This window comes from Sinomicrobium oceani, from assembly GCF_900119185.1.
In the GTDB taxonomy this organism is placed as follows: domain Bacteria; phylum Bacteroidota; class Bacteroidia; order Flavobacteriales; family Flavobacteriaceae; genus Sinomicrobium; species Sinomicrobium oceani.
Window position 1 is genome coordinate 15,967 of record NZ_FPJE01000016.1, and the last position, 14,156, is coordinate 30,122.

The 14,156-nt window shown below is 47.3% G+C and carries 12 protein-coding genes; 7 read left to right on the forward strand and 5 right to left on the reverse strand.

Annotation, left to right across the window (positions count from 1 at the left end; genetic code table 11):
* Nucleotides 1–12 precede the first annotated feature (12 nt).
* The gene (wecB, locus tag BT112_RS14500; protein WP_072318110.1) at nt 13–1,167 is read right to left on the reverse strand and encodes a non-hydrolyzing UDP-N-acetylglucosamine 2-epimerase; all 1,155 of its coding nucleotides are present in this window, start codon (nt 1,165–1,167) and stop codon (nt 13–15) included.
* 254 nt (nt 1,168–1,421) lie between these two features.
* Here wecB and upp point away from each other — a divergent pair, with 254 nt between their 5' ends.
* Entirely contained in the window at nt 1,422–2,081 is a 660-nt protein-coding gene (upp, locus tag BT112_RS14510) for a uracil phosphoribosyltransferase (RefSeq protein WP_072318112.1), read from the forward strand.
* Nucleotides 2,082–2,183: 102 nt separating this feature from the next.
* On the opposite strand, the gene BT112_RS14515 is transcribed toward upp, so the two are convergent.
* The gene (locus BT112_RS14515) at nt 2,184–3,107 is read right to left on the reverse strand and encodes a DUF6427 family protein (RefSeq protein ID WP_072318113.1); all 924 of its coding nucleotides are present in this window, start codon (nt 3,105–3,107) and stop codon (nt 2,184–2,186) included.
* 163 nt (nt 3,108–3,270) lie between these two features.
* On the opposite strand from BT112_RS14515, the gene BT112_RS14525 reads away from it, so the two are divergent.
* Nucleotides 3,271–3,501, forward strand: a complete 231-nt coding sequence (locus tag BT112_RS14525; protein ID WP_072318115.1) for a DUF6341 family protein — start codon at nt 3,271–3,273, stop codon at nt 3,499–3,501.
* A gap of 105 nt (nt 3,502–3,606) precedes the next feature.
* Here the strand turns inward: BT112_RS14525 and purD are convergent, their stop codons facing one another.
* Nucleotides 3,607–4,899: a phosphoribosylamine--glycine ligase gene (purD, locus tag BT112_RS14530; protein ID WP_072318116.1), complete on the reverse strand. Its 1,293-nt coding sequence runs from the start codon at nt 4,897–4,899 to the stop codon at nt 3,607–3,609.
* A 161-nt stretch (nt 4,900–5,060) separates the two neighbouring features.
* A complete protein-coding gene (gene metG / locus BT112_RS14535) occupies nt 5,061–7,127 on the reverse strand; it encodes a methionine--tRNA ligase (RefSeq protein WP_072318186.1) in 2,067 nt (688 codons plus the stop codon).
* 217 nt (nt 7,128–7,344) lie between these two features.
* Here metG and BT112_RS14540 point away from each other — a divergent pair, with 217 nt between their 5' ends.
* The gene (locus tag BT112_RS14540) at nt 7,345–8,334 is read left to right on the forward strand and encodes a S66 peptidase family protein (protein WP_072318117.1); all 990 of its coding nucleotides are present in this window, start codon (nt 7,345–7,347) and stop codon (nt 8,332–8,334) included.
* 124 nt (nt 8,335–8,458) lie between these two features.
* On the opposite strand, the gene BT112_RS14545 is transcribed toward BT112_RS14540, so the two are convergent.
* The gene (locus tag BT112_RS14545; protein WP_072318118.1) at nt 8,459–8,917 is read right to left on the reverse strand and encodes a hypothetical protein; all 459 of its coding nucleotides are present in this window, start codon (nt 8,915–8,917) and stop codon (nt 8,459–8,461) included.
* Between the two features lie 255 nt (nt 8,918–9,172).
* Between BT112_RS14545 and BT112_RS14550 the strand changes: the two genes are divergently transcribed.
* The 4 genes from BT112_RS14550 to leuS all read left to right on the forward strand — a co-directional run bounded on the left by BT112_RS14550 (nt 9,173) and on the right by leuS (nt 14,065).
* Nucleotides 9,173–9,532, forward strand: coding sequence for a YraN family protein (locus BT112_RS14550; protein ID WP_072318119.1), 360 nt, complete (start codon nt 9,173–9,175; stop codon nt 9,530–9,532).
* A 163-nt stretch (nt 9,533–9,695) separates the two neighbouring features.
* Complete coding sequence (locus BT112_RS14555; RefSeq protein WP_072318120.1) at nt 9,696–10,355, forward strand: aspartate kinase; 660 nt, start codon at nt 9,696–9,698, stop codon at nt 10,353–10,355.
* A 167-nt stretch (nt 10,356–10,522) separates the two neighbouring features.
* Nucleotides 10,523–10,990, forward strand: coding sequence for a DUF3291 domain-containing protein (locus BT112_RS14560; protein WP_072318121.1), 468 nt, complete (start codon nt 10,523–10,525; stop codon nt 10,988–10,990).
* A gap of 231 nt (nt 10,991–11,221) precedes the next feature.
* Entirely contained in the window at nt 11,222–14,065 is a 2,844-nt protein-coding gene (gene leuS, locus BT112_RS14565) for a leucine--tRNA ligase (RefSeq protein WP_072318122.1), read from the forward strand.
* The last annotated feature ends 91 nt before the right edge of the window (nt 14,066–14,156 follow it).

Below are 14,156 nucleotides of genomic sequence, written 5' to 3' on the forward strand. Positions count from 1 at the left end.
TAAATTATAGCTCTATTTTAAAACCTGAGTCAATGAGCTTACATTACTTATGTATTCCACTATTCTTCTACATGCTTCCCCATCTCCATATGGATTATGATTTTTACTCATAGCATCATATAACTCGACATTATTCAATAATTTTTCCGTCTCTCTGACTATTTTTTCCTTGTTGGTACCAACAAGGAACACCGTTCCGGCTTCAACAGCTTCCGGTCTTTCTGTGGTATCCCTCATAACCAATACAGGTTTGCCAAGGCTAGGGGCTTCCTCCTGTACTCCCCCGCTATCCGTAACTATTAAATATGCCTTTTCCATAAGCCATACAAAAGCAGGATAAGATAAAGGCTTTATTAAGTTGATATTATCTACTTCAGCAAGTAATTCATATACCGGCTTCTGTACATTAGGGTTTAAATGTACCGGATAAATTATCTGAACATCGGGATTCTCTTGTGCTATTTGTTTCAGGGCTTTACAAATGGCTATAAACCCTTCTCCGTGATTTTCTCTACGGTGACCGGTAACAAGAATCTGTTTTTTCCCTTTTTTAATCAGCTCTTTCAAATACTCTATTTCCTTATCCTGAAAATCCGTTTGTTTTACTTTATCTACACTATAAAATAAGGCATCAATGACTGTATTACCGGTGACAACAATATGCTCTTCCTTTTTATTTTCCCCAAGCAGGTTATTTTTTGAAGTCAGGGTCGGAGCAAAATGTATATCCGAAACTACACCCGTAACACATCTGTTCATTTCCTCCGGAAAAGGGGATTGCATATTATACGTTCGTAATCCCGCTTCTACATGGCAGACCTTGGCACCCGAATAAAATGCCGCAATACTTGAAGCCATAGTAGTTGTCGTATCTCCGTGCACATAAACAAAATGAGGTTTAAATTCCTCTAAAACTTCTTTCAGGCTGCTAATGATATCCGCAGTAAGTGAATATAAATTCTGACCAGGCTTCATAAGGTTCAGGTCATAGTGCGGAATAATATCGAAAAAAGAAAGAACCTGGTCCAGCATTTCCCTGTGTTGAGCTGTAATACAAACCTTAGTATCAAACTGATTGGGATGTTTCTGAAACTCTTTTACCAAGGGGGCCATCTTAATGGCCTCTGGTCTTGTTCCAAAAATAATCAGGTTTCTTATCTTATTCATTACTGCTTTACTTTTAAGAGTCAATACTAAACATACAAATATGTCGGTCCATTGCCTTCTCCTCCAAGACGCCCCATTCCCCAAACCGTTGCTTAAAAACCCGGTCTAATTTCATAAAAACATCTTTATCCCCCTCCACCTCCGCGCAAAAGTACGATAATCCTGTAAAGTTCAAAGGGGAAAGTCCTATGCAAATACAAAACGTAGGCTTTATCCTCATTTTGCGTACATTTGAATCTTTAAACTTCGTCAAAATGCATATTCATCATATCGAAACCCGTCCTTCCATACTCAATCATTTTATAGCACAGGTACGCGATTGTTCGGTACAGACCGATCGTATGCGGTTTCGCCGTAACCTGGAGCGCATCGCGGAGATCCTGGGGTACGAAATGAGTAAATACCTCGAATACCGGGAGCAAACGGTCACCACTCCGCTCGGAGAAAAGAAGGTCCCTATGCTGGCAAGAGACATGGTGATCTGCTCTATCCTCAGGGCCGGACTTCCTTTTCACAACGGGTTGCTCAATTATTTCGATCACGCCGAAAACGCATTTATTTCTGCTTACAGGCACCACACCGGAACGAAAGACGAATTCGAGATCCTGGTAGAATACCTTTCCGCACCTTCACTGGAAAACAAAACACTACTCCTTGCCGATCCCATGCTCGCTACCGGGCAGTCTTTCGTATCTGTTTACGAAAGCCTGAAAAAACTGGGAACCCCTGCCGAAGTACACATCCTTGCCGTGATCGGCGCCAGGCCGGGTATAGCACTCCTCGAGAAACACTTCCCCCCGGAAACCCACCTGTGGATCGCAGCCATAGACGATACCCTCAACGACAAAGGCTATATCGTACCCGGGCTTGGCGATGCCGGAGACCTGGCATACGGGAATAAATTACAGCATTGAAAACCTGTTTATAGCATCACTTAAAAAGGGGTTGATATACCAGACATTTCGCGGGTAAGGCTGATATTACCCGGAACACTTAGCTGTCGTTTTGCCTTTAGCTTAAACAAACAATAGTATCACGGGAAGGGCTACGAAAACCCATAGTACAAATTCCTTCCACCATTTTCTGGTAAGCAATTGCAGGTAGTTGGCCATAAGCACGGCAGCCGGAAAAAAGGTAAAAACCACCTCATCACTTTCCCTGTTATTGGAAATCGCCGCTATACCCGACGCGACGAGCAGGGTAATGACCACCAACAGCAGGGAGGACTGCAGTGCCGAAGGCTTTGACTTGTAATTGGCCAGGAATACCGCAAGCGACATAAAACTGAACAGCGCGATCAGGACCAGCGGAATAACAAATCCCGCCGTTGTGGTCCGGGCACTGTAAAAACTCACGGAAAACGGAAACGTTTGCCGGACCCAGGCCATATCCGAACACCAGGCCACGTAAGTCACCAGCAGTAACCCCACGACAAATACAGCGACAAAAGGCACCAGCCAGTTACGGTAATCACCGATACGGTATACCAGTACAGCGGCAAATACGACAACGAGAAATACCAGGGTCCATTCGTAAAACAATCCTGCAACACAGATCCACAAAGCAGCATCGAAGATCTTCTGTTTGATCTGTATCAGCGAGCGGATACTGATCATCCGTCTCAGGGCAAGCAAGACAAAAAGATTGGCCATAATAATCTCCGGGCTTCTGAAAATCTGTGGAAATGCACAGAGAAACAATACAAAGAGCAATGCTCCATACGCATTGCCCTCGCAAAGTGTATTTTTACGGATGATAAAGTTTACCAGGAATACACTGAATACGACAACGAGAAAGGTAAAAAATCGGGAAAGCAATTCCCCTCCGGTCCACACGGTATCGTAAAGATAAAACTGTGTGATCCAGTAGAAAAAACCCACGTACAGTACGATCAACAAAAAGTTTATGGGTTTGGCCCCGTTAAAAAAACTGGAAATCATGTGGTTTTTTATTTTTTACAACGTAAAAAACGTAAATTTGCTGCGTAAATATAGTACAACTTTTACCTTTCGGCGATGAAATGCCTTTTTGCTTCCCGGTTATCTGTACGGGATCGGATATAAACAAGGGATTATCCCGCCGAAAACGATTAAATATAAACACATGAAAGACTTTTTGGACAGCATTCAGTACTTGTTTGAACATGTACTTTTTTTACCCCTGAACTGGTTGCGTAATGTAGAGCTTGAAAACTGGTGGGCTGCAAATGCGCTCAACTGGATATTTATCATCATCTGTATGGCCGCTCTGGTATATTGGGTGATGCAACTGAAAAAATATAACGATGCCGGTGAAGGGGGCAAGGATATTTCTGCACATTCCTTCCTGAAATAGGCTCGTACATATAAACATAAAATAACAACGGCATTTGAAATAAACATCCTTTCCGGTTGGAGATGTTTATTTCAAATGCCGTTGTTTCAGTATATCGATCGTACATCAAAGGTCGAACCCAATATCTTTTCTGTAATACATGGCATCGAAATGCAGTTTTTCCATATTCTTATAAGACTGCTGCAATGCTTCCTCAGCATCTTTTCCGTAAGAAGTCACAGCGATCACACGGCCTCCGCTCGTTATGGTCTTACCGGCTTTGAGTGTCGTTCCGGCATGGAATACCAGAGCACCTTCTACGGCTTCTTCTCCGGTAATCTCCTTCCCCTTCTCATAAGCTTCCGGGTATCCTCCCGAAACGGCCATTACCGTTGTCGCCGTCCGCGGATCGATATCGAGTGTTACCTCATCCAGTTTCCCCTGATGAACAGCTTCAAAGATCTCCACGAGGTCTGTTTTCACCCGGGGCAGCACGACTTCTGTCTCCGGATCGCCCATACGTACATTATATTCTATGACATAGGGGTTATCCCCTACCTTGATCAGTCCTATAAACACAAAGCCTTTATACGGCAGTTCGTCTTCCTGTAACCCGGCCACCGTAGGTTTTACGATCCGGTCTTCTATTTTTTTCAGGAAAGCCTCATCGGCAAAAGGTACCGGCGATACGGCTCCCATCCCACCGGTATTGAGCCCGGTATCTCCTTCACCGATCCGCTTATAGTCTTTGGCCATAGGCAGGGTCAGGTAGTTTTTACCGTCGGTCACCACAAAACAGCTCAGTTCGATACCGCTTAGAAATTCCTCGATCACCACCTTGGCACTGGCATTACCGAATTTGGCTTCGACCAGCATCTTTTTAAGCTCGGTCCTGGCTTCTTCCAGGTCTTCGAGGATCAGTACTCCCTTACCTGCGGCCAGGCCATCGGCTTTAAGCACATAAGGTGGCCGGAGCGTTTCCAGAAAACCGTATCCGGCTTCCAGCTGGTCTTTGGTAAAACTCTGGTACGCCGCGGTAGGTATATTGTGGCGTGCCATAAACTGCTTGGCAAACTCCTTGCTCCCCTCCAACAGCGCAGCTTGTTTTTGCGGACCTATCACAGCAACCCCGCTAAGCTCGGAATCTTCCAGAAAATAATCGTGAACGCCCTGTACCAGGGGATCTTCCGGCCCTACCACGACCATCCCGATATGTTCGCGGAGCACAAGATCCTTTATGGCGTCAAAATCGGTCGCCGCTATATCCACATTGGTTACCGTACCTCCCGAGGCCAGCACGGTTTTGGCCGTTCCGGCGTTTCCGGGAGCGACAAAGAGGCGCTCTACCTTATCGCTCTGGGCAATTTTCCAGGCAAACGTATGCTCTCTGCCACCGCTTCCCAATATTAATATGTTCATCTGTCTGTAATTTTATAGTTTATAGTCGGATATATTTCCTGCTGTTTCAGTCATCTTCCCGGGAAGACAACAGCCGCTTTTATCTTATGGCCATTATGCATATACGGAGCGTACGGCAGACCGGCCGGTACCGTAACCTGTATACCGACATACCTTCCTTATCAGGAGATGGTCTCCCCGTTTTCCGTCTCGGCATCCGGATTCATAAATACGAGTTTCTCCTCGGCATTCTGCGTCATCAGTATCATCCCCTGGCTTTCCACACCTCTGAGTTTTCTGGGGGCCAGGTTAACCAGTACCGTTACTTTTTTACCGATGATCTCTTCCGGCGTAAAGCTCCCGGCAATTCCCGACACTATGGTCCTTATGTCGAGCCCGGTATCTACTTTCAGAATGAGCAGTTTGTCTGCCTTTTTCATCTTCTCGGCCTCGATGATGGTCCCCACACGCATGTCGAGTTTCGCAAAATCCTCGTAGGTAATTGTATCTTTTTGCTGAGCCACCTCTTTTTTCCCGGCTTTGTTATCCAGCTTGGTCTGCTCCAGTTTTTGCAGTTGCTTTTCGATCTCGGCATCTTCGATCTTGGTAAACAGCAACTCGGCCTGATTTACGCGATGACCTGCAGGCAACAGATCTGCTCCCTCCGTTACGGTTTCCCAAGGTGCCTTGGTCCCGGAAACGGGACGCGCGAGCATCTTCTGCAGTTTTTGGGCTGTAAAAGGGAGAAAAGGTTCGCTCAGCACGCTGAGCACCCCGGCCACCTGTAAAGCCACATACATAATGGTCTTTACCCGTTCCGGATCTTCCTTGATCAGCTTCCACGGTTCTTCGTCCGCCAGGTACTTGTTGCCCAGGCGTGCCACGTTCATCAGCTCGCCAAGGGCCTCCCGGAAGCGATAGCGCTCTATGGAGGCAGAAATGATACCGGGATATGCTTTGAGGGCCTCCAGGGTTTCCCCGTCCTTTTCGGAAAAAGCCGCAGGTGCGGGGATGACCCCCTCGTAATATTTGTTGGTAAGCACGATAACCCGGTTGACGAAGTTACCGAAGATCGCTACCAGTTCGTTATTGTTTCTCGCCTGAAAGTCTTTCCAGGTAAAATCATTGTCTTTGGTTTCGGGCGCATTGGCTGTCAGCGTGTACCGGAGCACATCCTGTTTCCCCAGAAAATCCTCCAGGTATTCGTGGAGCCATACCGCCCAGTTTTTGGACGTAGAGAGCTTATTGCCTTCGAGGTTGAGAAACTCGTTTGCCGGAACATTATCCGGCAGGATATAGCTTCCTTCCGCCCGGAGCATCGCCGGAAATATCACACAGTGAAATACGATATTGTCTTTTCCTATAAAATGGACCAGCTTGGTCTCACTGTCTTTCCAGTAAGGTTCCCAGTCTTTCCCTTCGCGTTCCGCCCATTCTTTGGTCGAAGAGATATACCCTATCGGGGCGTCGAACCATACGTAAAGCACCTTGCCTTCGGCGCCTTCCACAGGTACCGGGATCCCCCAGTCCAGGTCGCGGGTTACGGCCCGGGGCTTCAATCCGTCATCCAGCCAGGACTTCACCTGTCCGTATACATTGGGTTTCCAGTCGTTCTTATGTCCTTCCAGTATCCATTCCCGCAGAAAAGCATCATAGCGGTCCAGCGGCAGAAACCAGTGCCTGGTTTCCCGGAGTACGGGCTTGGTCCCCGTGATGGTCGATTTCGGATTGATCAGGTCCGTAGCATTCAGCGAGGTCCCGCAATTCTCACACTGGTCTCCGTAAGCTTCCTCATTCCCGCATTTGGGACAGGTGCCGATCACAAAACGATCGGCCAGGAACTGTCCGGCTTCTTCGTCGTAGAGTTGCTCCGTGACCTCTTCTATAAATTTATCATCATCATATAGTTTACGGAAAAATCCGGATGCCGTTTTGTGATGTACCGGGGCCGAGGTCCGGGAATAATTATCGAATGAGATACCGAAATCGGCAAAGGATTTTTTGATGATCGCGTGGTATTTATCTATAATTTCCTGCGGAGTCACTCCTTCCTTCTTTGCCCGCATGGATATGGCCACCCCGTGCTCGTCACTTCCGCAGATAAAAGCAACATCCTTTCCCCGCAACCGCAGATAACGGGCATAGATATCGGAAGGTACATACACCCCGGCCAGGTGGCCTATATGTATCGGTCCGTTCGTATAAGGTAGTGCTGACGTAATCGTGTAGCGTTTCGGGTGTTGTGGCATCATATATTCTTTTCTTAATTGCGTTAATCTCCAAAAAAGAGGAACCCGGACAACCATCTGGGAGTCCTGTTCCTTACCGTCCGGCACAAATCCGGATGAAGTTGCAAAAATAAGCATTAGGTGTGGATTACATCGTAAAAATCCGGAAATCGTCGCCCTGTTTTGCAGGTAATTTGTTAATTTGCTCTCCGGGATATAAATTACACCTCATCATATTATGTCAAGATATACACCGCATTTTCTCTATGCCCTGCTGTTTGCCTGTACCACTTTCGGACTCTATGCCCAGACCCCGATGCTCTACCCTCCCCACCTCAAAAAAGGAGACACTGTTGCCATTGTAGCCACAGCGCGGAGCTTTCAGCCGGAAGACCTTCAGCCTGCTATCGATACGCTACGCACATGGGGATTGCATGTAGTACTGGGAAAAACCATCGGGCCGGAGTATCATCAGCTTGCCGGAACCGATGAGGCCCGTGCGCGCGACCTTCAGCAAATGCTCGACGACCCGGCGATCAAGGCCATCTGGGCGGCACGCGGAGGCTATGGTACCGTACGCATCATAGATATGCTCGATTTTACCCGGTTCCGGAAAACGCCGAAATGGATCGTGGGATACAGCGATGTCACCGTACTACACAGTCATATTCACACGCTCGGTATAGCAACCCTGCATGCCACCATGCCGATCAATGTAAAAAAGAATTCTGAAGCATCCATGCAGAGCCTGAAGAAAGCCCTGTTCGGAAAAAAACTGAAATACACCCATATTCCGCCCAGAGCGCAGAACCGTACCGGGGTGGCCGAAGGACAACTGGTGGGTGGGAACCTCTCCATTCTATACAGCCTGCTCGGATCGCCATCGGCCATCAAAACAGAAGGGAAAATATTGTTTATCGAAGACCTGGACGAATACCTCTATCATATAGACCGGATGATGATGAACCTGAAACGCAACGGTTATTTCGACAATATCCGCGGGCTTATCGTGGGGGGGATGACCAAAATGCACGATAACAGTATCCCATGGGGTAAAGACGCTGTCGGGATTGTCAGGGACATTGCCAAGGCTTATAATTTCCCGGTGTGTTTCGATTTTCCCGCGGGACATATACAGGACAACCGGGCGCTGATACTCGGAAAAGATGCCGTGCTCAAAGTGACAGAAGACGAGGTATCCCTGGAATTTATAAACCGGAAAAACTAAGTCGTGGACCTGAAGTTCACGGGTCCCGGCAAGTGATACAATTCGGATCATCAGGTTCTAAAAGCCATAAACAGGTAGCCTTAATAACTTACCTACAACCCGACGTATATAACACAAAGAACGCTTACTCTACTTTAACGGTTATCGTAAAATCCCCGGCCCAGGGTTCTCCGGCCATCTGACTCTCTCCTACAGCAAGGATATAGGTTCCCGGACTGTCCAGATCATACTGCAGTTCCTGCCCGAAAGGCCCGTCTGCCGTGCCGTCCGGCATAAAGATCTGGCTGAATCGCAGGTTCGCATGTTTATCTTTGGTTTCGAGACGGGCAGTCAGTTTTCCCGGAACATCGGTACGGAAGAGAAAAAACTTCTTGTCACGCGCGGGTTTGTGTACTTTTTCCCAGGCTTCCCCACCGGCCAGTGCCAGCTTCAGTGTATCGCCAGAGATCACGGTACGTTCCGGGGCAGCGTTACCGGAAACCGTTTTTTTATCCTGCTTTTCTTTTTCCTGTTTACCACCACAGGCCATCAGTACCAGGGTAAGGACGAAAACTGTAGCGTAACCTGTTTTTCTGAAATTCATAACGTATATCTTTTACTTAAAGATACGAAATACCCGACAATAGCACATCCGCCCGTCCGAAAACCATAAAAAAACAATTGTGTAGCACAGAAAATCAATGCTTTACAAACTTTTTATTATTTTTACCTGATCCCCGGGATTCCAATACATCTGACGCGACGGCCAAGTCCCGCTGTGCTGTAGCCGGTTGTTCCCGGGCCTGCCACATGATTTTGCAATGCGACCCCTGAGTATACCACAGACAAAAACACCGCCATGGCAACACATAACGATTTCGGAAAAAAAGGCGAAGAAATGGCCGTACAGTTCCTGCTACAAAACGGGTATACCATTATCGAAAGAAATTACGTCTTTGACAAGGCCGAAATAGACATTATTGCCGAAAAAGAGGATATTCTCGCCGTTATAGAGGTAAAAGCCCGGAATTCGGCAGACTTCGGAAATCCCCAGGATGCCGTAAACCGGAAAAAAATACAACACCTTGTCAAAGCCATCGACCACTATATTGTTACAAATAACATACAGGAAGAGGTCCGATTTGATATTATTGCCATCACCCGAAAAGGAAAAAAACATACCCTGGAACATCTAAAAGACGCTTTTTATCATTTTTAACCCCGGATAAACCTGTATCCGAACCCGGAAAAAGCAGAAATTTCACAAAAACACTTCCTTAAAAACCTACTGTTGTATTTTTTTTATCATTTTATTTAAATTACTATTTGTTTTAAATAAAACAATTTGTTAATTTAGCCCCTGTAAACCAAAACCATTTAAGATGAAAACTATTTCTTCCGTCGTTGAAAATTACATCAAGACAAAACCCTTTTTGCAAAGTGCTCTTGCACAGGGGATTATCAACCTCACGTCGCTTTCCAGAATCATCGGGCCGGAGATCGAAGAACAATTGGGTAAGGAAGTCAGAAGTGGGGCTGTTGTTATGGCACTCAAGCGTTTGTCATCGGATATGGAGTTCAGGGCCACCCATAAAATCCTGAAAGTCCTGAAAAATATCGGTGAGATCACGGTACGTTCGTCACTGACCGATTACACCTTCTTATTGTCTGACACCATTCTCAACAGCCAGGCCAGCCTGCTCAAGGAAGTCAACAAGAACAAAGATGCTTTTTACACCTCATCCCGTGGCGTAAACGAGACCAATATCGTGGTGAGCAATGCGCTCAATACGATGGTGGAAACCCTCTTCCGGGAAGAAAAAATGACACAGAAAGTCGAGGATCTGGCTTCTATTACTGTAAAGCTGCCTGAAGAAAATGTCGTCATCCCCGGGATTTATTACTTTATTTTCCAACGACTTGCCTGGGAAGGTATTATTCTGCACGAAGTCATCTCCACGACCAACGAGTTTACCATTATCGTCGGAGAAGGACAGATCGACAAGGCTTTCAAAGTCATTAAAGACCTGAAAAACCTGTAAACAGATCCCAAGATCAACCATGTCGTCGGTCTACAGGTTCTGTTCCGGACAACCTCCTCCCCTTTTTGTTGTATTCTTTTGCCCCCGATCCTACGAGAACATCCCGTTTCATTAGTTTTTTGCGCTTTTGTTCGTATTTTTGCGATCCATTTTCAAAAGCAAATCCCATGCCATTGGCACAAGTTAATATCTCCCGCATAAAAGGGCCCATAGACAGCCCGGTAATGTCCGATTTCGTTGCCAACCTCGACCGCATAAACCGTCTTGCGGAGGGAAGTCCCGGATTTATCTGGAGACTTAAGGATGATGGTAACAATGCCACTTCGATAAAAATATACGACGATGATTTTATTATCGTCAATATGTCTGTATGGTCAGACATAGAATCCTTATTCGGCTATGTATACCGCAGCAACCATGCCGAAATATTAAAACAGAAAAAGGAATGGTTTCATAAAATGCAGGAAATGCATATGGCACTTTGGTATGTGGAAGACGGACTACTACCTTCCGTAACCGATGCCCGCGAACGTCTCGATCACATCCGCAAACACGGGGAAACACCTTATGCCTTTACTTTTAAAAACAAATATTCGCCGACGGATCTTAAAGAAGATATTCAAAAATCCGTTTGAGTAAGCCGTAACCCGGGGTTTCGGTACATCCCGAACGAAGTTCGGGACACTCAGCCGCCTCCGTTTCGGCCACAGCCCAATGTGCCCAGACCTGCAACATGGAACGTGTAACCCGCCCTCCCTTCCGACAGGCTTTTTCAGATATTGCCTGTGTCGTACAATAACTGTATTTTTGCGCATCACTTGTCTTAATTCACAAAAAATTACGTCGAAAAACGGTAATTCCCGACTATGAAATACGATCACAAAGTCATAGAAGCCAGATGGCAACAGTTCTGGAGAGAACACAAAACTTTCGAAGCCAAAAACCCCGGCACAGAAGGGGCGGATAAACCCAAGTATTATGTCCTGGACATGTTTCCCTATCCTTCCGGGGCCGGGTTGCACGTGGGGCATCCGCTGGGATACATCGCATCGGATATCTATGCCAGGTACAAACGTCACCGGGGCTTTAACGTACTTCATCCCATGGGGTATGACTCGTTCGGACTTCCTGCGGAGCAATATGCCATCCAGACGGGACAACACCCGGCCATTACTACGGAGACCAATATTGCACGTTACCGGGAGCAACTGGACAAGATCGGTTTTTCGTTTGACTGGAGTCGGGAGGTACGCACCTCCGACCCCGCTTATTACAAGTGGACACAATGGATCTTTACCCGGCTTTTCCGGTCCTGGTATAACAATGATACGGATAAAGCCGAAGATATCCGGACCCTCATCCTGAAATTTGAAAAAGACGGAAATACGGGTGTTAACGCTGTTTGTGATTCCGACACGCGATCTTTTACGGCTGCGGAGTGGAATGCTTTTACTGATGAAGAGCAACAGCACATCCTGCTTAAATACAGACTTACCTATCTTGCGGAGACCGAAGTGAACTGGTGTCCGGCCCTGGGTACCGTACTGGCTAATGACGAGATTGTCAATGGGGTATCCGAACGTGGAGGGCACCCGGTAATCCGCAAAAAGATGACCCAGTGGAGCATGCGTATCACGGCTTATGCCCAACGCCTGCTGGACGGACTGGACCGCCTGGACTGGCCACAGCCCCTCAAAGATGCACAGACCAACTGGATCGGTCGTTCCGAAGGCGCCGAAGTCACCTTCAAGGTTAAAGGTTCCGATGCGAAGATTCCCGTTTTTACCACCAGGCCAGATACAATTTTCGGAGTGAGTTTTATGACCCTCGCCCCCGAACACGACCTCGTTTCGCTGATCACCACCCCGGAACAGCAGCAAGAAGTAGATGCCTATATAGAAGCTACAGCAAAACGCAGTGAACGCGACCGGATGTCGGACGTCAAAACCATTTCCGGGGTATTCACCGGTGCCTATGCCGAACACCCTTTCAGCGGACAGCCCATTCCGGTATGGATAGGCGATTACGTTCTGGCAGGTTACGGTACAGGAGCGGTTATGGCCGTGCCATGCGGTGACCAGCGCGACTACGATTTTGCCAAACACTTTGGCATTCCCATACCCAACATATTTGAGTATGCCGATATTTCGGAAAAAGCCCACAGCGAAAAACAGGGGACGGTCATCGCCAATTCCGATTTTCTCAGCGGGCTCTCCTACGAGGACGCAACACAAGAAGCCATCCGGAAACTCGAAGCCATCGGGGCCGGAAAAGGCCGGATCAACTACCGGTTACGCGATGCGGTCTTCAGCCGTCAACGATACTGGGGAGAACCCTTCCCGGTCTATTATGTAAACGGACTCCCGCAGATGATCGGTAAAGAGCACCTACCGGTACGCCTGCCGGAAGTAGAAAAATACCTGCCCACCGAAACCGGTGAGCCCCCATTGGGCAATGCCAAAACATGGGCCTGGGATATCGAAAATCACAAAGTGGTCGGCAATGAACGTATCGATCATAAAACCGTTTTCCCCCTCGAGCTGAACACCATGCCGGGCTGGGCCGGAAGTTCCTGGTACTTTAACCGCTACATGGACGCGCATAACCAAAGCGAAACGGCATCGCCCGAGACACTGCAATACTGGAAAGATGTGGATCTGTATATCGGCGGAAGCGAACACGCTACCGGTCACCTCCTCTATTCCAGGTTCTGGCAGAAATTCCAGTACGATATGAAACTGGTACCGGTAGACGAATTTGCCAAAAAACTCATCAACCAGGGGATGATACTGGGCACAAGTGCATTTGTGTATCGTGTAAAAGGTACAAATACCCTGGTCTCTGCCAATAAAAAAGAAGAGCTGGAAACGGAACCCATACACGCGGATGTTTCTTTTGTCAACGCTTCGGACGAACTCGATGTGGACGCCTTTAAAAACTGGCGGCCGGAATTCAAGGATGCCGAATTTGTCCTGGAAGACGGGAGATACATCGTTGGCCGTGAAGTGGAAAAAATGTCCAAATCCAAGTACAACGTGGTCAATCCGGATGACATCTGTGAGCAATACGGGGCGGACACCCTGAGATTGTACGAAATGTTCCTCGGCCCTATTGACCAGGCCAAACCCTGGAACACTGCGGGTATCACCGGTGTGCACGGTTTCCTGAAAAAACTCTGGAAGCTATACCATTCTCCCCTCGAGGGGGGCCAGGGAGGTGATTTTTACGTATCCGATGCTCCTGCCTCCGCAGAAAGCCTGAAAACCCTGCACAAAACCATTAAGAAGGTCATCGAAGATATTGAGAATTTCTCCTTTAACACTTCGGTCTCTTCTTTTATGATCGCGGTAAACGAATTATCTGCGCAACAATGCCATTCCAGGGAGATCCTCGAACCCCTTGTGGTCATTATCGCTCCGTATGCCCCGCATATTGCCGAGGAATTATGGCACAAGCTGGGACATCATGAGTCCGTAACTTTTGCGACTTTCCCCGAATTCGAGGCCAAATACCTGGTGGAAAGCAGCAAGGAGTACCCGGTCTCCTTCAACGGTAAAATGCGGTTCAAACTGGAACTTCCGATGGACATGTCTAAGGAAGACATGGAAAAAGTGGTGATGGCCCACGAAAAAACACAGGAACAACTGCAGGGAAGAACTCCTAAAAAAATTATTATCGTTCCCGGAAAGATCATCAATATCGTAGGGTAACATTTTGCTGTCAGGCCTGTTGGCCCTTAGATATTTTTAATACCAGGGGTGTTTTTTTTCGTAATACGGAAAGAACACCCTTTATTTTTGT